Genomic DNA, 22,176 nt, shown 5'->3' on the forward strand with positions numbered 1-22,176 from the left:
GGGAATGTTCCCGGTGGCACTGATGGAGGCGCCATGCAATTCAATAATACCTGGTATCAGGAGCTGAGTGGTTTTTACACGGCTCTTGAACCGACGCCGTTAAAAAATCCTCGTCTGCTCTACCACAGTGCGCCACTGGCGCAGGAACTGGGTCTGGATAGCCGCCTGTTTGACGCAGAAAATGTCGACCTGTGGAGTGGTGAAACACTGATGGACGGCATGCAGCCTCTGGCGCAGGTTTATAGCGGTCACCAGTTTGGCGTCTGGGCGGGGCAGTTGGGTGACGGGCGCGGTCTGCTGCTGGGTGAACAGCAACTGCCTGACGGGCGCAAGTTCGACTGGCATCTGAAAGGGGCAGGGTTAACGCCCTATTCACGCATGGGGGATGGCCGCGCGGTGCTGCGTTCCACTCTGCGAGAGTTTCTCGCTTCTGAGGCAATGCATGCCCTCGGGATCCCCACATCGCGTGCGTTGACGGTAGTCACCAGCGATGAACCGGTCTACCGTGAAAGTGCCGAACCGGGTGCGATGCTGCTGCGCGTGGCCGAGAGCCACCTGCGTTTTGGCCATTTTGAACATTTCTACTATCAGGGGCAGCAGGAAAATGTCACCCGACTGGCGGATTATGCGATCCTTCATCACTGGCCGCAGTGGCAGCAGGAGCCGGATAAGTACCTGCTGTGGTTTAGCGATGTGGTGAGGCGCACGGCACGCCTGATTGCAGGCTGGCAGAGCGTGGGGTTTGCTCACGGTGTGATGAACACCGACAACATGTCGATCCTTGGACTGACGCTGGATTATGGCCCTTACGGTTTCCTTGATGACTATCAGCCTGGGTTTATCTGCAACCATTCTGATCACCAGGGGCGTTACAGTTTCGAGAATCAGCCGATGATCGGACTGTGGAACCTGAATCGCCTGGCGCACGCGCTGTCAGGGTTGATGAGCACTGAACAGCTGAAGCAGGCGCTGGCGCTGTATGAAACCGAGCTGATGCGCTGCTGGGGCGAAAAAATGCGTGCCAAACTGGGGCTGATGACGGCCGGTAAAGACGACAACAATATTCTGACCGGACTGCTATCACTGATGACGAAGGAGAACAGTGATTACACACGGACTTTCCGTCAACTGAGTGCAGTGGAACAGCAACAGTCGCGTTCACCGCTGCGGGATGAGTTTATTGACCGTGAGGCGTTTGATAGCTGGTACAACGTGTATCGTCAGCGTCTGTTGCAGGATGAGCAGAGTGATGAACAGCGCCAGCAAGCCATGAAACAGGCTAACCCGGCGCTGGTGCTGCGTAATTATCTGGCACAACAGGCAATTGAGCAGGCAGAACAGGATGATGTCAGCGTGCTGGCGCGTCTTCATCATGCACTGCTGCAGCCGTTTGATGATGCGCCAGAGTTTGCTGACCTGGCGCGTCGTCCGCCTGACTGGGGTAAGAAGCTGGAAGTGAGCTGCTCCAGCTAGCGGCGCAGCGCCACCTGAGGCACACCCTCGATAAGATGAGGGTGGACCATCACATCGGCGTGATACCAGTGCGTCAATGTGGCCTCATCCAGTACCTGTGCCGGGCTGCCCTCCGCCACCAGTTTCCCCCCGGCCAGTAGCATCACACGATCGGACCACAAAGAAGCGAGGTTGAGATCGTGCAGAACACAACAAACACTCAGGGGATACTGTTTCGTCAGTTGTGATAGCAATCGCAACAGATGCTGCTGGTGGTAGAGATCCAGCGCCGACGTCGGTTCATCGAGGAACAACCAACCCTGTGGGCCATCCGGACGCCACAGCTGTGCCAGCGCGCGGGCAAGCTGCACCCGCTGCTGTTCACCGCCGGAAAGTTGCAAATAGTCGCGTTCTGCCAGTCCGTCACAGCCCGTCAGGGCCATCACTTCCTTCACCACCTGCTGAGCAGATCCAGGCCAGGGCGCGCGGCCCATCGCCACCACATCCACCACACTGAGCGGAAATGCCATGCTGCTTTGCTGGCGCATCACTGCGCGCTGCTGCGAAAGCCGTGCAGCAGACCACTCGGCCAGCGGCTGATCGTTCAATACACAGCTGCCGCGCTGCGGTGTGATAAACCCGGTAAGCAGCCTCAACAGCGTGGATTTACCCGCGCCGTTCGGGCCAATCAGGGACACCAGCTCGCCGGGGTGCAAGGTCAGTGAAATATCGTCAATCAGCCAGCGTGTATCCAGCTGATAGCTCAACCCACTGGCAATCAGGGCATCAGCCATTGAGACCTCCACGACGACGCAGGATCAGCCACAGGAACCAGGGGCCGCCAATCAGGCTGGTCAGCAGCCCGACCGGCATCTCTGCCGGGGCCACGACTGTGCGTGCCAGGGTATCGGCCAGCAGCAACAGGATGGCACCGCTTAACAGTGAAGAGGGCAGCAGCCAGCGGTGATCGCCACCGAGGCAGAAGCGCATCAGATGCGGTACCACCAGACCAATAAAACCGATCACGCCACTGACCGCGACAGCAGACGCCACCAGAAACGCACTCAGCACCAGTAAATAGCGCTGGGTACGTGGCACATCAACGCCCAGATAATGCGCCTCTTCTTCGCCGAGTTGCAGCAGGTTGAGACGCGTAGCCAGGCGTTGTACCAGAACCATGCAGGGCAGCACCACAGAAGCGCACACCAGCACCGTTGGCCATTGTGCCTGACCGAGGCTGCCCATACCCCATAATGACAGCTGGCGCAGTTGCTGATCGTTGCTAATCCAGGACAACACACCGACCGCTGCACCACAAAGCGCATTAATTGCAATCCCGACCAGCAGCAGACGGCTCAGGCCAGTCAAACCCTGGCGGCTGAGCAGGAAGATCACCAGCGTCACGGCCAGGCTGCCAATAAAGGCAGCGAACAACGGCTGGTACAAATTCAACACACCGGGCAGGGAGAGGGAGAGCACGATGGAGATCGCTACGGCCAGCGCCGCACCGCTGCTGATCCCGAGCAGACCCGGGTCCGCTAGCGGATTGCGGAACAACCCCTGCATCACACAACCGGAGAGGGCCAGCGCACCGCCCACCATCACCGCCAGCAATACGCGGGGCAGACGAATAGTGAACCAGATTTGCCACAGGCGGCTGTCTGTACCTGCATCCCACAGTATCGGCAGCGACAAATGCATCGCACCGATGTTGGCGGCGCTGACACCCAGTACCAGCAATAACAGCATTAAAGCAGCAAGCCAGCTGCGAGATCGCGCTGACCTCACTTCAGCGTTTCTGCGATCTGACGAAGTTTCAGGATCGCGGCTGGCGTATCAATGCCAAAGCCCAGCAGCGCCATGTCATCCACCACCAGCAGCTGATGATTTTTCCCCGCCGGAGTCAATGCGAGACCGGGCAGTTTCCACAGATTATCTTCGCCGCCCAGTGTACGGATGCCGTCCCGGGTGGCCACAATCAGCTGGGGTGCACTGGCGATCACACCTTCCTGGGATAGCGGTTGATAACGCTGAATGCCGGACATGGCATTTTGCAGACCGGCTGCACGGATGGCGGCATCGGCGGAGGTATCGCGTCCGGCCCCCATCGCTCCCATGCCCTGATGTGCCAGAATAAACAGCACGTTGACCGGCAGTGGATTTGTCGGCACGCTGGCCAGCTGCTTGCGGACTTTTTCCTGTAACGCCTTGCCAGCTTCCTCACGGTGCAGGGTAGTGGCAATGGTCTGGATCTTTTCATTGATGGCTGAAATGTCTGTCTTCCCGGTCACATCCACCACTTTCACGCCATTTTGCTCAACCTGTTGCAGCGCCAGCGCCGGTTTTGCCAGCTCACTGGCGATGACCAGCGTCGGCTTGAGGGCCAGAATCCCCTCCGCGTTTAACTGGCGCATATAGCCTACGTCAGGCAGTTTTTTGACCACTTCAGGGTGCAGGCTGGTGCTGTCACGCGCCACCAGTTCCTGCTGCGCATCCAGCGCATAGATGATTTGGGTGACATCGCCACCGATACTGACGATGCGCTCAGCGGCAGCGGCGTGGAAGGCCAGCGACAGAGCAATCAGAGCGAACAAGCGTGATTTCATACGGTTGCACCTTCCGTGCTGAGTGCGGCTAACTGCTCACGCCACTGCGTTTGTTCTGGCTGGCCTTCGCTGCGTTGACCGTACAGTTGGGCAATCTGCGTGCCGTCGGCAGCAAACAGTTCCAGGCTGGTGACAATGCCGTCAGCGGTGGGCTTACGTGTGATCCAGCTCTCCGCAATCAGCTGATCCTGCAAATGCAGGGTGAAAGCCGGGTTGAAGATGTTCAGCCAGCCGTGCATGGGCATCAGCTTTTCAATCTGACCCGTAAAGATCTGCACACAGGCGCGGTTACCGACGAAAATCATAATTTCGTTGCCATCCTGACGCACTGTTTCCAGCAGCGTGGCCAGTGACTGATTGCTGACCTGCTGCGCCAGATCGTCGCTGACGGCGTGGAAGGCCTGCTGGCGTGAGGCGTTATGCTTTTTCAGCAGACGGAAGAACTGATGCACATCGGTCATCGCCCGCCATTCCGTTTCCAACGTGGCACCGTCGATCTCGTCGGCAAAGGCGGCAGGCGTAGCCGGGCTCACACTGAGTGAGGTGACGGGTTCTGCACGGTAGTCTGCGATCAGCTGCTGCCAGGCTTCAGAGTGAGTGTTCTCAGTGGCATAAACTTTCAGTACCGCATCACCGTGCTGATCGAAGAACTGAATGCTCTGACGTTCGCCGTGACCGGTCATCTCCTGCAGGTGAAAAACACTGGCCCACTGATTAACAAACACCCGCAGATCCAGTGCTCGTGGATTCAGCACGATGCCGGCATGTTCATTGATATGAATATTGCTGAAAACGCCCAAATGCTCGTGTACGGCGTATTCGTTGCGGGTAATACATTTGGTTTCACCCACGGCTTCCAGCGCGTGCAACAGTTCTCGCATCGCAGGGCGTAACGGTTGTGCCTGATGGCCGACACGCGCTGCGGTCAGTTCCGCTTCACTGATCCCCATCAACGCGGCCAGATCGCGCGCATATTTCTTAGGATGCTGTTCTTTTAATTCGCTGTATTGTTGATAGTGCGCAGTCATTGCTGTTGTCCTCACGGAGCCGCCAATAGGGAAGGGTATTCATTATCAGAATGATAATCATTATCAATGAAAGAAGGCCGCGTGCAAGCAGAAATTAACCTTCAGGTAACAGTTTGCATAAAGAAGGGCATATACCCGTCATACTTCAAGCTGCTTCAGCGTTGGATTCCTTCCATTGCCGCCTTGAAGCCGCTCGAATTATTTAGGGTATAAAAGAAAGCAGGCCCGTTACGGGCCAGCCAAAGGTGTCAGAAGCGGCTATCGACGGCATCCGCCAGCTGTGCTAAGACGCTGGCTGTATCGTCCCATCCGAGGCAGGGGTCGGTAATTGACTGGCCATAAACCAGCGGGGTTTCTGCTGTCACTTTCTGCGTGCCTTCCTGCAGGAAGCTTTCGATCATCACACCCGCAATGGCGCGCGAGCCGTCGCGGATCTGCTGCGCTACGCTGGTGGACACCTCTTTCTGTAGGCGATGCTGCTTCAGGCAGTTCCCATGGCTGAAGTCGATCACCAGGTGCTCCGGCAGGTGGAATTCCCGCAGGTGTGCGACCGCAGCGGCAATATCCGCCGGGTGGAAGTTTGGTGCTTTGCCGCCGCGCATAATGATATGCCCGGAAGGGTTGCCGCTGGTCTGATAGATGGTCATTTGGCCGCGTTTATCCGGCGACAGGAACATATGGCTGACGCGGGCAGCACGAATAGCATCCACGGCGATGCGCGTATTGCCATCGGTGCCGTTTTTGAAACCCACCGGGCAGGAGAGTGCCGAAGCCATTTCGCGGTGGATCTGGCTCTCCGTGGTGCGCGCACCGATGGCACCCCAACTGATCAGGTCGGCAATAAACTGTCCGATCACCATATCCAGAAATTCAGTCGCCGTCGGCATTCCCAGCGTGTTGATATCCAGCAGCAGTTTACGTGCCACTGCCAGCCCATGATTGATGCGGAAACTGCCATCGAGATCCGGGTCAGAAATTAATCCCTTCCAGCCGACCACCGTGCGCGGTTTTTCAAAATAGGCGCGCATCACGATCTCCAGGCGGGATTGGTATTTATCACGCAGCACGTTCAGACGTTCCGCGTATTCCAGGGCGGCAACCGGGTCATGCAGCGAGCAGGGACCGACCACGACCAGCAGGCGTGGATCTTCACCGGAGAGAATACGGGCGATGCGTTTACGTGACGCTGTCACGTTTTCGATAATGGCAGACGTGATCGGCAGCTGCGCCTGCAGTTCAGCAGGCGTCACTAAGCTGTCGATGCGCGCGGTCCGCAGTTCATCTGTTTTGTTCATGGGGATCTCTAAAATTTTGTCTTCACAACGGCAGGAATACCGGGAAGTAATGGCGTTCACCTTAAACCAAACCGCGATGATTTCAACCGTAAAACAGCAGGGGAATTGCATTTCCGGCTCGCTGCGAGCAAGCCGGAAACGCAAAAATCAGTACATACGGCGCGTAAGACCCATGATATCGAGGATTTTGGTGGCGATCTCTTCCACCGAATAATTCGTACTGTTGAGGTAGCGAATCTGATGGGTACGGAACAGCGCTTCAACTTCGCCCACTTCCAGCCTGCACTGGCGCATTGACGCATAACGGGTGTTTTCTGCCCGCTCCTGGCGGATGGCGGCCAGGCGTTCCGGGTCAATGGTTAACCCGAACAATTTATTCTGGAAGGGTTTCAATGCCGGGGGCAGTTTCAGGTTATCCATATCATCCGCGATAAACGGATAGTTAGCCGCGCGAATGCCGAACTGCATGGCGAGATAAAGGCTGGTAGGGGTTTTACCACAGCGCGAAACGCCCAGCAGGATCACCTGCGCGTCTTCGAGACCGCGCAGTGAGATACCATCGTCATGGGCCAGCGTGTAATCAATCGCGGCAATACGCGCATCATATTTACCGAGGTTGTTGGCGGTCAGACCGTGCGTACGGTTCGCCACAGGCGCAGGGTCAACGCCTAACTCTTGCTGGAGCGGGGCGACCAGCGACTGGACAATGTCCTGGCAGAAGCCATCGCTTTGCAAAATGATCTCGCGGATCTCCGCGGAGATCACCGAAATGAACACCAGCGGACGCACACCGCTTTGCTGGTACAGCGCATTTATCTGCGCTTTCACCGCTTGAGCGCGCTGCACGTTTTCCACAAAGGGTAGGGTGACACTCTGCGTTGCCACCGGGAACTGTGACAGGACCGCATGACCTAATACTTCAGCCGTGATGGCGGTGCCATCTGAAATATAAAAAACACTACGTTCGGCGTTCACGTCCATTTTATCTCCGCTGGCGGGTATGCAGTGCAGACTAAATTAATCTGCCCTGTTAAAGCAAATCGTGATTCAGTCTACAAAACAAAATAAAAAAACCATTAACTAATGATTTGAACTTTTTATTTTTATAAAATCAGAGAAATCGCACTTTTATCATAAAATGAAATGATGTTTCTGTTCACTATTCATCTTTATCGCCCTTTCAATTAAAACCATTCTAATATGGAATCCTTTTTTGTTGCGCAAGTGGCGATGCGATTTTATTTTGTGATTATTTTCAATTTGCTGATTTGTAAGATAAATTATTATTTTATTTGTTGCGCAACGCTGTTTTATTACGCGGAGAAATCTTAAAAATAAAAAAATCATCTGCTTGAACGATTCAACACTTTATCAATCCGGCTTAACTGTGCGAGTCTCAAGAAGCATTACTGTACTCCTCATATTTTTAATTAAATCTTACAAGGATTGCTTCAATGTCCAATAAAGGCCAATTGCCGCTAGTGCTCTGGTATAACCAGCTTGGCATGAACGATGTGGATCGGGTGGGAGGCAAAAATGCCTCTCTGGGTGAAATGATTACTAACTTGTCATCGTTGGGTGTATCAGTGCCGAACGGATTTGCGACAACCTCGGAAGCGTTCAACCTGTTCCTCGACCAAAGCGGCGTCAATCAGCGTATCTATGATCTGCTGGATAAGACCGATATTGATGATGTTGATGAGTTGGCGAAGGCGGGTAAACAGATCCGTCAGTGGGTGGTAGAAACGCCGTTTACGCCAGAGCTGGAACAGGCGATACACGAGGCGTACAACCAGTTGTCAGCCGATGATGCTGATGCATCGTTTGCGGTGCGTTCTTCCGCCACCGCAGAGGATATGCCGGATGCCTCCTTTGCCGGGCAGCAGGAAACCTTCCTCAATGTGCAGGGCTATGATGCGGTGCTCATTGCCGTTAAGCATGTCTATGCCTCCCTGTTTAACGATCGTGCGATCTCGTACCGTGTGCATCAGGGATACGATCACCGTGGTGTGGCACTCTCCGCCGGGGTGCAGCGCATGGTGCGTTCTGATCTCGCCTCTGCCGGCGTGATGTTTACTATTGATACCGAGTCGGGCTTCGATCAGGTGGTATTTATTACTTCTGCGCTGGGCCTGGGTGAGATGGTGGTGCAGGGTGCGGTTAACCCGGATGAGTTTTACGTGCATAAACCGACGCTGGCCGCAGGTCGCCCGTCCATTGTGCGCCGTAATATGGGTTCGAAGAAAATCCGCATGGTCTACGCAGATTCGCAGGAGCATGGCGAGCAGGTCAGGATCGAGGACGTGCCAGAAGCAGAGCGTGACCGTTTCTCCCTGACGGATAAAGAAGTGGAAGCACTGGCGGCGCAGGCCGTGCAGATTGAGAAACACTACCAGCGTCCGATGGACATTGAGTGGGCGAAGGATGGCCATACCGGCAAATTGTTTATCGTACAGGCTCGTCCGGAAACCGTCCGTTCTAACGGTTCAGTGATGGAGCGTTACACACTTCAGGGCAACGGTAAGGTGGTGGTTGAAGGCCGCGCCATCGGTCACCGTATCGGTGCCGGTGAAGTGAAAGTCATTCACGACATCAGTGAAATGAACCGCATTGAAAAAGGTGACGTACTGGTGACCGACATGACCGACCCTGACTGGGAACCGATCATGAAAAAGGCGTCTGCCATTGTCACCAATCGCGGTGGGCGTACCTGTCATGCGGCGATCATTGCCCGTGAACTGGGGATCCCGGCAGTGGTCGGGTGCGGTAATGCCACCGATATCCTGAAAGACGGTCACAAAGTGACGGTGTCATGTGCGGAAGGCGACACCGGCTATGTCTATGATGAACTGCTCGACTTCGAGGTCAAAAGTTCGCAGGTTGATGAAATGCCATCGCTGCCGCTGAAAATCATGATGAACGTGGGTAATCCCGATCGTGCATTTGATTTTGCCTGCCTGCCGAATGAAGGGGTGGGACTCGCGCGCCTGGAGTTTATTATCAACCGAATGATCGGTGTACATCCTAAGGCACTGCTGGAGTTTGACCAGCAGACGCCGGAGTTGCAGAAGCAGATCCGCACCATGATGAAAGGGTTTGACGACCCGATTGAGTTTTATATTGGCCGCCTGACCGAAGGGATTGCCACTCTGGGGGCGGCATTTGCGCCGAAACGCGTGATTGTGCGTCTTTCAGACTTCAAGACTAACGAATATGCCAATCTGGTCGGTGGCGAACGTTATGAACCTGAAGAAGAGAACCCAATGCTCGGCTTCCGTGGCGCCGGTCGCTATGTGGCGGATAGCTTCCGTGACTGCTTTGCACTGGAGTGCGCGGCGGTCAAACGTGTACGCAACGATATGGGGCTGACCAACGTAGAGATCATGGTGCCGTTTGTGCGCACCGTAGCCCAGGCGAAAGCCGTGGTGGAGGAACTGGAACGCCAGGGACTGAAGCGCGGTGAGAACGGGCTTAAGATCATCATGATGTGTGAGATCCCGTCCAATGCGCTGCTGGCTGACGAGTTCCTGCAATACTTTGACGGCTTCTCGATTGGCTCAAATGATATGACCCAACTGGCGCTGGGGCTGGACCGCGACTCCGGTGTGGTATCCGAGCTGTTTGACGAGCGTAATGATGCCGTAAAAGCGCTGTTGTCGATGGCAATCCGCGCCGCGAAGAAGCAGGGGAAATATGTCGGTATCTGCGGGCAGGGACCTTCAGACCACGAAGACTTTGCCGCCTGGCTGATGGAAGAGGGCATTGACAGTTTGTCACTGAACCCGGATACCGTGGTTCAGACGTGGCTGAGCCTGGCTGAGTTGAAGAAGTAAACGCGGGTGGTTGCGGGTCGGGCATGCCCGACCCCTACGATTAACCAGATATCCTTAGAGGCGTGGCATACCGCGTCCGGGATCGATGCAAGGGATAACCGCGCTGCGGTTATCCTTTTTTTATGCCGAATTTCAGACAAAAAAAAGCCCATCACAGGGGATGGGCAAAGACTACACACAGCAATTCTTTACTCAGGGAAATAACATTGTTCAGAAACCAGTGGGGTGATTTCAAACTTGATATCCATACTATGCAACCGCGTTTATGGCGTCTTTAAGAATCATCTTATTAGTTTAAAACTCATAATATTTCCCGGTGCAGGTGGCGGTTTTTAACGCAAATTGATGTGCAAAATATCAGCAATTTGGTGATGCAAGGGCTGGAAAGCGTGAAAAGTGGGATTTAGTGATAAATTCCATTAATGAAAATCAGGATTTATGATGCGGAAATATTCCATGCGCTAATGTTTGCAGTCAGCGAACTGACTGCAAACGAAGGGGCGATTATGCTTTTGGCTGGTGCGCTTCTGCTTCAATTTCGGCGAGTTCTTCAACCACTGCCAGCGGGTCTTCTTCCGGTGCCGGTGACTCATGTACCCAGACAGAAACCAGGCGGTAAGAGACGGCCAACACGACAGGGCCAATGAACAGACCAATCATACCAAAGGCAATCAGGCCACCAATAACGCCTGACAGAATCAGGATCATCGGTAAGTCAGCACCCATACGAATCAGCATGGGCCGCAGCACGTTGTCCAGAGTACCCACCACACAGCTCCAGACCAGCAGGACTGTGCCCCAGGTGGTGTCTCCGCTCCAGTAAAGCCAGATGATAGCGGGTACCAGCACAATCAACGGACCGAGCTGGACCAGGCAGGAGAGAATCATCAGTACCGTCAGTATGGTGGCATAAGGAATACCGGAGATTGCCAGTCCAATACCTCCCAGAACACCCTGAACTAACGCGGTGACGACAACGCCGAGGGCGACCGCTCGAATAGCCTGACCAGCCAACAAGACGGCAGCATCCCCACGACGAGACGCCAGACGGAAGGCGAAATGACGGATACCGTGCCCCACCTGCTCACCGCGCCAGAACAGCAGCACGGCAAAGAGCAACATCAGACCGAGATGCATCATAAAGCGGCCAAAGTGGCCCGCCTGCGCAAAGAAGAACCCGGTAGTGCGGCCAATATAAGGCTGTACCTGCGTAATCAATGCTGACCCGCCGCCGGCTAGCAGATTGTGATAAGCCGAATAGAGCTTTCTACCAACGAGAGGAATGCTGCGCAGCCAATGCAGATCCGGCATTTGCAGATGGCCCGAACTGAGCCACGAAAGCAGCGGAGGGACGTTTTCAATCAGGCTGTTAACCAGTACGGCAACAGGAATGATAAAAACCAGAATCAACAACAGCGTCATGACCAGCACCGCCAGCCCGCGGCGGCCCCACAGCAAACCCTGAATTTTGATCATTAATGGCCAGGTGGCAATCACCACCATGCTGGCCCAGGCAAACCCCAGAATAAACGGCTGAACCACCCAAAAACACGCGACAATCGTCAGGCTGATAAACAGCAGTGAAAACACGATTTGCGGTAAGTCCCAACCTTTTTGCGCGTTCTTCATCGATTAACAATGACCTCAAGTAAAATGCGATTTGTCTCTTAAAATCAGCGCAGGCGCATCGGTTACGCTAACCCTGACGTTTAAATCATGATGTATGAAACGATTTAGCGACAGAAACAACAGGTTATTCTTTTGCTTCGTTTTTTGAAATAACGGCAGGTCATAAAAAAATGTGATAAAACGGATAACTGCGCTATTTGAGCAACGCAAACGATTCACATAACTTTTTGGTCACCCGATAATGATCCCACAGATTTCCCAGGCACCGGGTCTTGTTCCGTTGGTGCTGAGTTTTTTGGATGCCTTAAAACAGGATGGTTTTACTGGCGACACAGCGACAAGCTATGCCGACCGTCTGATTATGTCCACCGACAACAGTATCTATCAACTGTTGCCCGATGCGGTTATTTTTCCCCGATCCACGGCTGATGTGGCACTGATTGCACGCCTTGCGGCAGACAGCCGCTTCGATTCCCTGACCTTTGCGCCACGCGGTGGCGGCACCGGCACCAACGGGCAGTCACTCAATCAGGGTATTGTGGTGGATATGTCGCGCCATATGAAGCGCATTCTGGATATCAATGTCGAAGAGGGGTGGGTAAAAGTTGAAGCTGGCGTCATAAAAGATCAGCTCAATGATTACCTGAAACCTTTTGGCTACTTTTTCTCCCCGGAACTGTCCACCAGTAACCGCGCCACACTTGGCGGCATGATTAACACGGATGCCTCAGGCCAGGGATCGCTGGTGTACGGCAAAACCTCCGATCATGTGCTGGGACTGAAAGCGGTCCTGCTGGGGGGAGAGGTGCTGGATACGTATGCGATGCCCGTCAGCGAAGCGGAAATACGCGCGCAGGCACCTGGTGCGGAAGGTAATATCTATCGTGTGGTGCTGGACCGCTGCCGTGAGCAGCGTGACGTAATCATCGACAAATTCCCTAAACTTAACCGTTTTCTCACCGGTTACGACCTGCGTCATGTGTTGAGTGACGATCTGCAACAGCTGGATCTGACGCGCATTTTATGTGGCGCTGAAGGCACGCTGGCGTTTATCGCCGAAGCCACCCTGGATATCACTCCGATCCCAAAAGTGCGGCGGCTGGTGAACATTAAATATGACTCCTTTGACTCTGCGCTGCGCAATGCGCCATTTATGGTGGAGGCCAAAGCGCTGTCGGTCGAAACCGTTGATTCTAAGGTGCTGAACCTTGCCCGTGAAGACATTGTCTGGCACTCCGTCAGTGAACTGATTACGGATATTCCTGACAAAGAGATGCTTGGCCTGAATATGGTGGAGTTTGCTGGCAACGATAAATCCCTGATCGACAGCCAGGTGGAATCGCTGTGCCAGCGACTTGAAACGTTAATGTCACTGCGCGAGGGCGGGGTCATTGGCTATCAGCTCTGTGATGACGTTTCCGGTATTGAGCGTATCTACGGGATGCGCAAAAAAGCCGTGGGGCTGTTGGGGAATGCCAAAGGGCGTGCCAAGCCGATTCCGTTTGTTGAAGACACTTGCGTGCCGCCGCAGAACCTCGCTGACTATATTGTCGATTTCCGTGCACTGCTCGATGGGCATAACCTCAGTTATGGCATGTTTGGCCATGTGGATGCCGGGGTGCTGCACGTGCGCCCTGCGCTGGATATGTGCGACCCGCAGCAGGAGATGCTGATGAAACAGATCTCTGATGAAGTCGTGGCCCTGACAGCGCGTTATGGCGGCCTGCTGTGGGGGGAGCACGGGAAAGGATTCCGCGCGGAGTACAGTCCGGCGTTCTTTGGCGAGGTGCTGTATAACGAATTGCGCCGCATTAAAGCCGCCTTCGACCCTGCCAACCGTCTGAATCCGGGTAAAATCTGTGCACCGCTGGGCGTCGACGACCCGATGCTCAAAGTCGATGCAGTGAAACGTGGCACGTACGATCGCCAGATCCCGGTTAACGTTCGGACTGACTGGCGTGGCGCGATGGAGTGTAACGGCAACGGCTTATGCTTTAACTTTGATGTGAAAAGCCCGATGTGCCCGTCAATGAAGATCACCAGCAACCGCATGCATTCACCGAAAGGGCGTGCCACGCTGACGCGCGAATGGCTGCGTTTGCTGGCCGAGCAGGGCGTAGATCCACTGGTGCTTGAGCAGCAACTGCCGTCAAAAGGAATCAGTCTGCGCGGTATGATCCAGCGGACCCGCAACAGCTGGCAGGCCAAACGCGGGCAGTATGATTTTTCCCACGAGGTGAAAGACGCGATGTCAGGCTGCCTGGCCTGTAAAGCGTGTTCAACCCAATGTCCGATCAAAATCGATGTTCCTGGTTTCCGCTCACGCTTTTTACAGCTCTATCACACGCGCTACCTGCGTCCGGCCAGTGACTATCTGGTCGCAACGGTGGAGAGCTATGCGCCGCTGATGGCAAAAGCGCCAAAGGCCTTTAACTTCTTTTTACGTCAGCCGTGGGTCAAATCGCTCAGCAAGCGCCATATAGGTATGGTCGACCTGCCGCTCTTATCGTCACCGACGCTGAAGCAGCAGCTGGCCGGTCATCGGGCATCGGGCACGACGCTGGAAGATCTCGAACAGATGAGTGCTGAACAGCGTGCGCGGGCTGTGCTGGTGGTTCAGGACCCGTTTACCAGCTATTACGAAGCACAGCTGGTGGCCGACTTTGTGCAACTGATTGAAAAGTTGGGCTTCACTGCTGTGGTACTGCCGTTCTCGCCGAACGGCAAAGCGCAGCATATTAAGGGCTTCCTGCAACAGTTTGCGCGTACCGCACAGAAAACTGCTGATTTCCTCAATCGTGTGGCGCAGTTGAAGATGCCGCTGGTGGGTGTCGATCCGGCGCTGGTGCTCTGCTACCGCGATGAGTACAAGCAGGTACTGGGTGATAAACGGGGGGATTTCCATGTGCAGTTAGTCCATGAATGGCTGCATACTGCGCTGGCGACGCGTGATGCCCAGCCCGCAGCAGAAGGTGAATCCTGGTATCTGTTTGGCCACTGCACCGAGGTCACTGCGCTGCCCGGCTCGATTAAACAGTGGGAAACGATCTTTGCCCGCTTTGGTGCCAGGCTGGAAAATGTCAGCGTGGGTTGCTGCGGCATGGCCGGGACTTACGGGCATGAAGCAAAAAACCTGGAAAACTCGCTCGGGATTTATGCGCTCTCCTGGCAAAATGCCCTGCAAAAACTGCCGCGTCAGCGCTGTCTGTCGACCGGCTATTCCTGCCGCAGTCAGGTGAAACGTATTGAAGGTAGCGGTATACGCCATCCTCTGCAGGCATTACTGGAGATCCTGTAATGGCAATCTGGCAGCGTGAAGCCACGCTTGAGCAGTTAAATCTGCGCAGTCAAAACACGATGGTGGACCATATTGGCATCCGTTTTACGGTGCTGGCGGAGGACCGAATTGAAGCGGTGATGCCGGTTGATCAGCGTACGCGCCAGCCGTTTGGTCTGCTGCACGGCGGAGCATCGGTGGTGCTGGCGGAGACACTAGGCTCAATGGCTGGGTATCTCTGCACCGAGGGTGAACAGCAGGTGGTTGGGCTGGAGATCAACGCCAATCATCTGCGGGCCGCACGGGAAGGCGAGGTCCGTGGTGTGTGCCGTTCTGTGCATCTCGGACGGCGTCATCAGGTGTGGCAAATAGAAATTTTCGACAACAATAATCGCTTGTGCTGTACGTCCCGCCTCACAACTGCTGTGATTTGACCGATAACCCCGCTTAATGCGGGGTTTTTCGCATCACTGGCACGCGGTATAATACTCTGAAGATTACATTATCCACGACGCGTGCTTAACGAATTCGCTTTGCAACACGGTCGCTTTATCCCATTCGCCATTCATTGCCAGCTGATGACAGAGGTGACTCAGGGAGTGGCGTGCCAGTTGCCAGGCTTGCATCCGGAACAGGCGTTCGCGGTCGGTGTTGCTCAGCTCAACAACCAGTCGTTGATGGAGTTTTCCCAGCGCGTGAAGATAGCTTTGATCGTCGCCATTCAGCTGGCAGAGTTCGGCCATGTCGAGGCAGGTATCATTGAACTTACGCAGTTGTTCAATGGAACAGTCGGGCCGGTTTAACTTAGCCTGCGCCATGTAAAAGTCGACGGTGATATCACGTACGGAAAACGTGTACTCATCAATTTTATGTTGCAGCCACGCACTCATCGACAGATTCATTACGGGTTCCAGTCGCGCTAATGATAATCATTATCATATTATAACTGCGATATTATTCAATCGTAACGTGGGAATTTTTATTGATATACCTCACCTGTCAGAAAAATCGGTGATAACGATAACCGCGTCACGGTGAATAACGAGAATGAGTTAGAGAAAGTATTCGGTTTAGATAACAAAATATAAACATCTTATTTTCAAACGCTTATCTTTTGAGACGATGCGTCTTTCAGGCAAAGCGCAATCTTTTTTACAGGGTCTAAACTTAGTCAAGAGTTCCCTAAAAGCACCTTTTGTCCTTTATCCCTGCAAAACAAGAGGTTGAAGTGATTCTGGTAATCACTAACATAGGGGCACTAGCCCGAAGGGCTATCGTATCGCGAGGTAAATTATGCAATCAGCAAATCCTGCCACTTTTTCTCCGGATGAGTACATCTGGAAAGGGCTGACGCTTACTGACAGCGCAGCAAAGCAAATCATCAATCTGGCCGCAGGTGACCCTGAGATTAAGGGCCTGAAGCTGGGTGTCAAAACCTCTGGCTGTGCCGGATTTGGTTACACCATGGATATGGCGAAAGAATCGGCGGCGGATGATTTGGTGTTCAGCCATAACGGTGCGTTGTTATTCGTGCCCCTGCAGGCGATGCCCTATATCGACGGTACGGAAGTGGATTTCGTGCGCGAAGGCCTGAACCAGATTTTCAAATTTAATAACCCTAAAGCTCAACACGCCTGCGGCTGTGGTGAGAGCTTTGGCGTTGAGTGAACCCTATGTCTCGTAATACTGAAGCATCTGACGATGTACAGGTTTGGGAAGGCAGCCCTCAGAACTACAAAGAAGGCTTCTTTACCCAACTGCAAACCGAAGAGTTTGAACACGGCATCAATGAAGATGTGGTGCGCGCAATCTCGGCTAAACGTAACGAACCTGAGTGGATGCTGGAATTCCGCCTGAAGGCCTTCGCTGCATGGCTTGAAATGGAAGAGCCACACTGGCTGAAAGCCAACTACAAAAAGCTGGATTATCAGGATTACAGCTACTATTCCGCGCCGTCCTGCGGCAACTGTGATGACAGTTGTGCCTCTGAGCCAGGTGCCACACAGGCTTCAGGAACCGATGCGCCCAACTACCTGACCCAGGAAGTGGAAGACGCCTTTAAACAGTTAGGCGTACCGGTACGTGAAGGCCAGGAAGTGGCCGTAGATGCGATCTTTGACTCCGTCTCCGTATCGACTACCTATCGCGATAAGCTGGCGAAAGAGGGCATTATCTTCTGTTCGTTCGGTGAAGCCATCCACGAGCACCCGGAGCTGGTTCAACAGTATCTGGGCACCGTTGTTCCGGCAAATGACAACTTCTTCGCCGCGCTGAACTCAGCGGTGGCCTCTGACGGGACTTTCGTTTACATCCCGAAAGGGGTGCGCTGCCCGATGGAGCTGTCGACGTATTTCCGTATTAACGCGGCGAAAACCGGCCAGTTTGAACGCACCATTCTGATTGCCGATGAAGGCAGTTACGTGAGCTACATCGAAGGCTGTTCAGCGCCGGTCCGTGACACCTACCAGCTGCATGCGGCGGTGGTGGAAGTGATCATCCACAAAGATGCGGAAGTGAAATACTCCACGGTGCAAAACTGGTTCTCCGGTGGCGACTCCGAGGGCGGTATCCTGAACTTCGTCACCAAGCGTGCACTGTGTGAAGGGGCGAACAGTAAGATGTCCTGGACGCAGTCGGAAACCGGTTCTGCAATCACCTGGAAATACCCGAGTGTGATCCTGCGCGGTGATAACTCGATTGGTGAGTTCTTCTCTGTCGCGCTGACCAGCGGACGCCAGCAGGCTGATACCGGCACCAAGATGATCCACATTGGTAAAAACACCAAGTCAACCATCATCTCTAAAGGTATCTCTGCTGGCACCAGCCAGAATACCTATCGCGGCCTGGTGAAAATCATGCCAACCGCCACCAATGCGCGTAACTTTACCCAGTGTGACTCGATGCTGATTGGTGCGGAATGCGGTGCACACACTTTCCCGTATGTGGAAGTGCGTAATAACACCGCACAGTTAGAGCATGAGGCCACCACATCACGTATTGGTGAAGACCAGCTGTTCTACTGCCTGCAACGCGGGATCAGCGAAGACGATGCGATTTCTATGATTGTTAACGGTTTCTGCAAGGATGTCTTCTCAGAGCTGCCGCTGGAATTTGCAGTGGAAGCGCAGAAACTGTTGGCCATCAGCCTCGAACACAGCGTGGGCTAACCTACGCACAGCATTGATATGGTGCCGGAAAGCACTACGAAGGAAACCTTATGTTAAGCATTAAAGATTTACAGGTCAGCGTTGAAGACAAAGCTATCCTGCGTGGATTGAATCTTGAAATCAAACCGGGCGAAGTTCACGCCATCATGGGGCCAAACGGCTCAGGGAAAAGTACCCTTTCTGCCACTCTGGCAGGGCGTGAAGATTATGAAGTCACCGGCGGCTCCGTGGAGTTTAAAGGTAAAGACCTGCTGGAACTGGCCCCGGAAGATCGTGCCGGTGAAGGCATCTTTATGGCTTTCCAGTACCCGGTTGAGATCCCTGGCGTCAGTAACCAGTTCTTCCTGCAAACCTCGGTTAACGCGGTGCGCAAATACCGTGAACAGGAAGCGCTGGACCGTTTTGATTTCCAGGACTTCATTGAAGATAAGATTCAGCTGCTGAAAATGCCTGAGGATCTGTTGACCCGCTCCGTCAACGTTGGTTTCTCCGGCGGTGAAAAAAAGCGTAATGATATTCTGCAGATGGCGGCGCTTGAGCCGGATCTGTGCATCCTGGATGAGACGGACTCCGGTCTGGACATCGATGCCCTGAAAATCGTGGCAAACGGGGTTAACAACCTGCGTGATGGCAAACGTTCATTCATCATCGTCACGCACTACCAGCGTATTCTTGACTACATCCAGCCGGACTTCGTCCATGTGCTGTATCAGGGCAAAATTGTGAAATCAGGTGATTTCTCACTGGTTAAACAGTTGGAGGAGCAAGGCTATGGCTGGCTTACCGACCAAGAGTGATAACGCGCTGCAACAGTGGCATCACCTGTTTGAAACGCGTGGTGAAAGCCGTTCGTTGCAGGCTCAGCAACACTGGCAGCAGCTGCTGCGCTTAGGCCTGCCTACGCGTAAGCAGGAAAATTGGAAATACACGCCGCTGGACCAGCTGCTGGGCCATCAGTTTGTGCTGCCTCAGCCTGCTGAACTAAATACAGACGCTATCGACGACGTGGCACTGGCGATTGATGCTGTGCGCCTGGTGTTTGTTGATGGACGTTTTGCACCGGCCCTGAGTGACAGTGAGTATGACCTGTTCGCCATTCAGGTGACTCAGGCCGCGGAACGTCGCGAGTTGAGTGCGCCAATTCAGCCCGAAGTGTTCCTGCATCTGACAGAAAGCCTGGCAGAGGAAGTGACGACCATTCAGTTGGCACGTGGTAAAGCAGCAGCACGTCCCCTTTACCTGCTTCACATCAGCAGCGGCAGTGCGGCAGGCGAGATGAACACCTCTCACTATCGTCACCATCTGGTGCTGGAAGAAGCGTCGGAAGCGACGGTGATTGAGCATTACGTCACGCTTAACGCCTCAACGCACTTTACCGGTGCGCGTTTCACCGCCGATGTGGGCAATAACGCGCAGCTGACGCACTACAACCTCTGCTTCGAAGATCAGAGCAGCTATCACTTCTCACATAACGACCTGATGCTGGGCCGTGATGTGCGCGTGCAGAGCCACAGCTTCCTGCTGGGGGCGGGTCTGACCCGTCACAACACCAGCAGCAAACTGGAAGGCGAGGGCAGCGACCTGGTGATCAACAGCCTGATGCTGCCGCTGGACAAAGAAGTGTGTGACAGCCGCACCTATCTTGAGCACAACAAAGGCCATTGCCAGAGCCGTCAGCTGCATAAAACCATTGTGCGTGACCGTGCCCGTGCGGTGTTTAATGGTCATATTAAAGTGGCCAAGTATGCGCTGAAAACTGACGGTCAGATGAGTAACAACAACCTGTTACTGGGACGTCTGGCAGAAGTGGATACCAAACCGCAGCTGGAAATCTACGCTGATGACGTGAAATGCGGTCATGGTGCGACGATCGGTCGTATTGACGAAGAGCAGATGTTCTATCTGCGTTCTCGTGGGATCGACGAAGCCGCCGCACAGCGCATGATTATCTATGCGTTTGCCGCTGAATTAACCGAAGCCATTTCTGATGAAACGCTGAAAGAAGCCGTGATGCAGCGCATCGCGCAGCGTTTCCCTGGAGGCCTGCAATGAGTTTTGACCTGGCCCGCGTTCGGGCGGAGTTTCCGCTGCTGGCGCGCGAGGTCAACGGGCAACCGCTGGCCTATCTCGACAGTGCGGCCAGTGCGCAAAAGCCGCGGGCAGTCATTGACGCAGAAAGCCGCTTTTATGAACATGGCTATGCCGCCGTGCACCGGGGTATTCACACGCTGAGTGCGGAAGCCACCACGGAAATGGAAAATGTGCGCACTCAGGCCGCACAGTTCCTCAATGCGGCTTCAGCGGAAGAGATCGTCTTCGTTAAAGGCACCACAGAAGCGATCAATCTGGTCGCTAACAGCTGGGGCGGCAGCCAGTTGCAGCCGGGCGACAACATCATCATTACGGAGATGGAGCACCACGCGAATATCGTGCCGTGGCAGATGGTGGCACAGCGCACCGGCGCTGAAGTGCGCTTTATCCCACTGACTGCTAACGGTGAGCTGGATATCGCTCAGTTACCTGTATTGATGGACAGCCGTACCCGCCTGCTGGCGGTGACGCAGGTCTCTAACGTGCTGGGAACTGAAAATCCGGTGAAAGCGCTGGTCGCGCAGGCGAAAGCCGCAGGCGTGGTTACGTTGATCGACGGTGCGCAGGCCGTGATGCATCACCAGGTCGACGTCCAGGATCTGGACTGCGATTTTTATGTTTTCTCCGGGCACAAACTTTATGGCCCGACCGGCATTGGCATCCTGTATGGCCGTAAGGCACTGCTGGATCAGATGCCGCCGTGGGAAGGGGGCGGGGCGATGATTGCTACCGTCAGCCTGACCAAAGGCACCACCTTTGCTGCGGCTCCATGGCGCTTCGAAGCGGGGTCACCGAATACCGGGGCGATTATCGGTCTGGGTGCTGCCATCAAGTGGGTCAGCGATCTGGGGCTGGATGTGATTGCCGAACGTGAACAGCAACTGATGCGCTATGCACTGGATAAACTGGCCGCAGTGCCGGATCTGGTGATTTATGGCCCGCAGCAGCGCGCTGGCGTGATTGCGTTCAACCTGGGTAAGCACCATGCTTTTGATGTTGGCAGCTTCCTGGACCAGTATGGCATCGCGATACGTACCGGTCATCACTGTGCCATGCCGTTAATGCAGCATTACGAGGTACCTGCCATGTGTCGTGCCTCGTTTGTTCTGTATAATAGCGAAGAAGAAGTGGACCGACTGGCCGCCGGTTTAACACGTATTCACCGTTTGCTGGGTTAAGTTTCAACCCGCACCGACCCGCAGGGGCGAGGCATGCCTCGCCCTTTCGTTTTTAAGTGAGGAAGCAATGGCAACTCTGCCAGATAAAGACAAGCTGGTACGTAACTTCAATCGTTGCGCTAACCAGGAAGAGAAGTATCTGTACATCATTGAGCTGGGTGCGCGCCTGTCGGGCGAGGCGGAAACCCTCCAGCAGCCGGAAAACATCATTCCGGGCTGTCAGAGTCAGGTGTGGATTGTCGTCGACACCGATGAAACAGGCTGTGTTCGCCTGCAGGGCGACAGCGATGCCGCGCTGGTGAAAGGGTTGATTGCCATTGTCTTCGCGCTGTACCAAAAGATGACGCCGCAGGAAATCGTCGATTTCGATGTCCGCCCCTGGTTTGCCGACCTTTCACTGACGCAACAATTAACGCCGTCCCGTTCTCAGGGACTGGAAGCAATGATTCGTGCCATTCGTAAGAAAGCGCTGATTCTTACTCAGCCTTGAATTGCTACACTTCTCGGTAAGCACCCCGCCAGGCTACAGTGGGGTGTTTACACATCCAGATACCGGTTACGGGGGGATTTATCGTCCGCCATAAGCGAGTCAGGTTGTGTATCTATCCATTCATAACCGA

Annotated in this window: 18 protein-coding genes and 1 other RNA gene; 10 read left to right on the plus strand and 9 right to left on the minus strand. The window is 54.3% G+C overall.

The annotated features are described in order from the left end of the window. Positions 1 to 33 precede the first annotated feature (33 nt). A complete protein-coding gene (locus FVB43_RS19750) occupies positions 34 to 1,473 on the plus strand; it encodes a protein adenylyltransferase SelO (RefSeq protein WP_167864596.1) in 1,440 nt (479 codons plus the stop codon). Here FVB43_RS19750 and FVB43_RS19755 read toward each other — a convergent pair. The 6 genes from FVB43_RS19755 to ppsR all read right to left on the minus strand — a co-directional run bounded on the left by FVB43_RS19755 (position 1,470) and on the right by ppsR (position 7,362). After that, complete coding sequence (locus tag FVB43_RS19755; RefSeq protein WP_167864597.1) at positions 1,470 to 2,246, minus strand: heme ABC transporter ATP-binding protein; 777 nt, start codon at positions 2,244 to 2,246, stop codon at positions 1,470 to 1,472. The genes FVB43_RS19750 and FVB43_RS19755 overlap by 4 nt on opposite strands. Next, a complete protein-coding gene (locus tag FVB43_RS19760) occupies positions 2,239 to 3,240 on the minus strand; it encodes a FecCD family ABC transporter permease (protein WP_167864598.1) in 1,002 nt (333 codons plus the stop codon). The genes FVB43_RS19755 and FVB43_RS19760 overlap by 8 nt, the downstream gene beginning before the upstream one ends. Then, on the minus strand, positions 3,237 to 4,058 hold the full coding sequence (locus FVB43_RS19765; protein ID WP_133845297.1) for a heme/hemin ABC transporter substrate-binding protein: 822 nt from the start codon (positions 4,056 to 4,058) through the stop codon (positions 3,237 to 3,239). Before FVB43_RS19765 ends, FVB43_RS19760 begins: the two co-directional genes overlap by 4 nt. Further along, positions 4,055 to 5,086, minus strand: a complete 1,032-nt coding sequence (locus FVB43_RS19770) for a hemin-degrading factor (protein ID WP_133845296.1) — start codon at positions 5,084 to 5,086, stop codon at positions 4,055 to 4,057. Before FVB43_RS19770 ends, FVB43_RS19765 begins: the two co-directional genes overlap by 4 nt. 248 nt (positions 5,087 to 5,334) lie before the next feature. Then, positions 5,335 to 6,381 carry a 3-deoxy-7-phosphoheptulonate synthase gene (locus FVB43_RS19775; RefSeq protein WP_133845295.1) on the minus strand — a complete coding sequence of 349 codons (1,047 nt, stop codon included), beginning with the start codon at positions 6,379 to 6,381 and terminating at the stop codon, positions 5,335 to 5,337. 147 nt (positions 6,382 to 6,528) lie between these two features. Continuing rightward, positions 6,529 to 7,362 carry a posphoenolpyruvate synthetase regulatory kinase/phosphorylase PpsR gene (gene ppsR / locus FVB43_RS19780; RefSeq protein ID WP_167864599.1) on the minus strand — a complete coding sequence of 278 codons (834 nt, stop codon included), beginning with the start codon at positions 7,360 to 7,362 and terminating at the stop codon, positions 6,529 to 6,531. Between the two features lie 473 nt (positions 7,363 to 7,835). Here ppsR and ppsA point away from each other — a divergent pair, with 473 nt between their 5' ends. Further along, positions 7,836 to 10,214, plus strand: coding sequence for a phosphoenolpyruvate synthase (ppsA, locus tag FVB43_RS19785; protein ID WP_133845291.1), 2,379 nt, complete (start codon positions 7,836 to 7,838; stop codon positions 10,212 to 10,214). Between the two features lie 136 nt (positions 10,215 to 10,350). Here ppsA and rprA read toward each other — a convergent pair. Next, an RNA gene (gene rprA, locus FVB43_RS19790) (antisense sRNA RprA) lies at positions 10,351 to 10,454 on the minus strand. Between the two features lie 264 nt (positions 10,455 to 10,718). Further along, on the minus strand, positions 10,719 to 11,843 hold the full coding sequence (gene ydiK / locus FVB43_RS19795) for an AI-2E family transporter YdiK (protein WP_133845288.1): 1,125 nt from the start codon (positions 11,841 to 11,843) through the stop codon (positions 10,719 to 10,721). 241 nt (positions 11,844 to 12,084) lie between these two features. On the opposite strand from ydiK, the gene ydiJ reads away from it, so the two are divergent. Next, positions 12,085 to 15,141 (plus strand): D-2-hydroxyglutarate dehydrogenase YdiJ, encoded by a 3,057-nt coding sequence (ydiJ, locus tag FVB43_RS19800; protein WP_167864600.1) that lies wholly within the window; start codon positions 12,085 to 12,087, stop codon positions 15,139 to 15,141. Further along, the gene (locus FVB43_RS19805; protein WP_133845285.1) at positions 15,141 to 15,554 is read left to right on the plus strand and encodes a hotdog fold thioesterase; all 414 of its coding nucleotides are present in this window, start codon (positions 15,141 to 15,143) and stop codon (positions 15,552 to 15,554) included. Before ydiJ ends, FVB43_RS19805 begins: the two co-directional genes overlap by 1 nt. Before the next feature lie 63 nt (positions 15,555 to 15,617). Here the strand turns inward: FVB43_RS19805 and FVB43_RS19810 are convergent, their stop codons facing one another. After that, complete coding sequence (locus FVB43_RS19810) at positions 15,618 to 16,022, minus strand: hypothetical protein (protein ID WP_167864601.1); 405 nt, start codon at positions 16,020 to 16,022, stop codon at positions 15,618 to 15,620. Positions 16,023 to 16,413: 391 nt separating this feature from the next. On the opposite strand from FVB43_RS19810, the gene sufA reads away from it, so the two are divergent. The 6 genes from sufA (at position 16,414) to sufE (ending at position 22,046) form a co-directional block, all read left to right on the plus strand. Further along, the gene (gene sufA, locus FVB43_RS19815; protein ID WP_133845281.1) at positions 16,414 to 16,788 is read left to right on the plus strand and encodes a Fe-S cluster assembly scaffold SufA; all 375 of its coding nucleotides are present in this window, start codon (positions 16,414 to 16,416) and stop codon (positions 16,786 to 16,788) included. A 5-nt stretch (positions 16,789 to 16,793) separates the two neighbouring features. Further along, positions 16,794 to 18,287, plus strand: a complete 1,494-nt coding sequence (gene sufB / locus FVB43_RS19820; RefSeq protein WP_133845279.1) for a Fe-S cluster assembly protein SufB — start codon at positions 16,794 to 16,796, stop codon at positions 18,285 to 18,287. A gap of 50 nt (positions 18,288 to 18,337) precedes the next feature. Next, a complete protein-coding gene (sufC, locus tag FVB43_RS19825; RefSeq protein WP_133845278.1) occupies positions 18,338 to 19,084 on the plus strand; it encodes a Fe-S cluster assembly ATPase SufC in 747 nt (248 codons plus the stop codon). Continuing rightward, entirely contained in the window at positions 19,059 to 20,339 is a 1,281-nt protein-coding gene (sufD, locus tag FVB43_RS19830) for a Fe-S cluster assembly protein SufD (RefSeq protein WP_133845276.1), read from the plus strand. The genes sufC and sufD overlap by 26 nt, the downstream gene beginning before the upstream one ends. Then, positions 20,336 to 21,556 carry a cysteine desulfurase SufS gene (gene sufS, locus FVB43_RS19835; RefSeq protein WP_167864602.1) on the plus strand — a complete coding sequence of 407 codons (1,221 nt, stop codon included), beginning with the start codon at positions 20,336 to 20,338 and terminating at the stop codon, positions 21,554 to 21,556. The genes sufD and sufS overlap by 4 nt, the downstream gene beginning before the upstream one ends. 67 nt (positions 21,557 to 21,623) lie before the next feature. Further along, entirely contained in the window at positions 21,624 to 22,046 is a 423-nt protein-coding gene (gene sufE / locus FVB43_RS19840) for a cysteine desulfuration protein SufE (RefSeq protein WP_133845272.1), read from the plus strand. Positions 22,047 to 22,176 lie beyond the last annotated feature (130 nt).

Origin of the sequence: Erwinia rhapontici, assembly GCF_012271765.1 — a bacterium.
GTDB lineage: Bacteria > Pseudomonadota > Gammaproteobacteria > Enterobacterales > Enterobacteriaceae > Erwinia > Erwinia rhapontici.

Bases quoted from the DNA above. Each gene is read 5' to 3' on its own strand.
- FVB43_RS19750 (WP_167864596.1), top strand. From the start codon at position 34: ATGCAATTCAATAATACCTGGTATCAGGAGCTGAGTGGTTTTTACACG.
- FVB43_RS19755 (WP_167864597.1), bottom strand. From the start codon at position 2,246: ATGGCTGATGCCCTGATTGCCAGTGGGTTGAGCTATCAGCTGGATACA.
- FVB43_RS19765 (WP_133845297.1), bottom strand. From the start codon at position 4,058: ATGAAATCACGCTTGTTCGCTCTGATTGCTCTGTCGCTGGCCTTCCAC.
- FVB43_RS19770 (WP_133845296.1), bottom strand. From the start codon at position 5,086: ATGACTGCGCACTATCAACAATACAGCGAATTAAAAGAACAGCATCCT.
- FVB43_RS19775 (WP_133845295.1), bottom strand. From the start codon at position 6,381: ATGAACAAAACAGATGAACTGCGGACCGCGCGCATCGACAGCTTAGTG.
- ppsR (WP_167864599.1), bottom strand. From the start codon at position 7,362: ATGGACGTGAACGCCGAACGTAGTGTTTTTTATATTTCAGATGGCACC.
- ppsA (WP_133845291.1), top strand. From the start codon at position 7,836: ATGTCCAATAAAGGCCAATTGCCGCTAGTGCTCTGGTATAACCAGCTT.
- ydiK (WP_133845288.1), bottom strand. From the start codon at position 11,843: ATGAAGAACGCGCAAAAAGGTTGGGACTTACCGCAAATCGTGTTTTCA.
- ydiJ (WP_167864600.1), top strand. From the start codon at position 12,085: ATGATCCCACAGATTTCCCAGGCACCGGGTCTTGTTCCGTTGGTGCTG.
- FVB43_RS19805 (WP_133845285.1), top strand. From the start codon at position 15,141: ATGGCAATCTGGCAGCGTGAAGCCACGCTTGAGCAGTTAAATCTGCGC.
- FVB43_RS19810 (WP_167864601.1), bottom strand. From the start codon at position 16,022: ATGAATCTGTCGATGAGTGCGTGGCTGCAACATAAAATTGATGAGTAC.
- sufA (WP_133845281.1), top strand. From the start codon at position 16,414: ATGCAATCAGCAAATCCTGCCACTTTTTCTCCGGATGAGTACATCTGG.
- sufB (WP_133845279.1), top strand. From the start codon at position 16,794: ATGTCTCGTAATACTGAAGCATCTGACGATGTACAGGTTTGGGAAGGC.
- sufC (WP_133845278.1), top strand. From the start codon at position 18,338: ATGTTAAGCATTAAAGATTTACAGGTCAGCGTTGAAGACAAAGCTATC.
- sufD (WP_133845276.1), top strand. From the start codon at position 19,059: ATGGCTGGCTTACCGACCAAGAGTGATAACGCGCTGCAACAGTGGCAT.
- sufS (WP_167864602.1), top strand. From the start codon at position 20,336: ATGAGTTTTGACCTGGCCCGCGTTCGGGCGGAGTTTCCGCTGCTGGCG.
- sufE (WP_133845272.1), top strand. From the start codon at position 21,624: ATGGCAACTCTGCCAGATAAAGACAAGCTGGTACGTAACTTCAATCGT.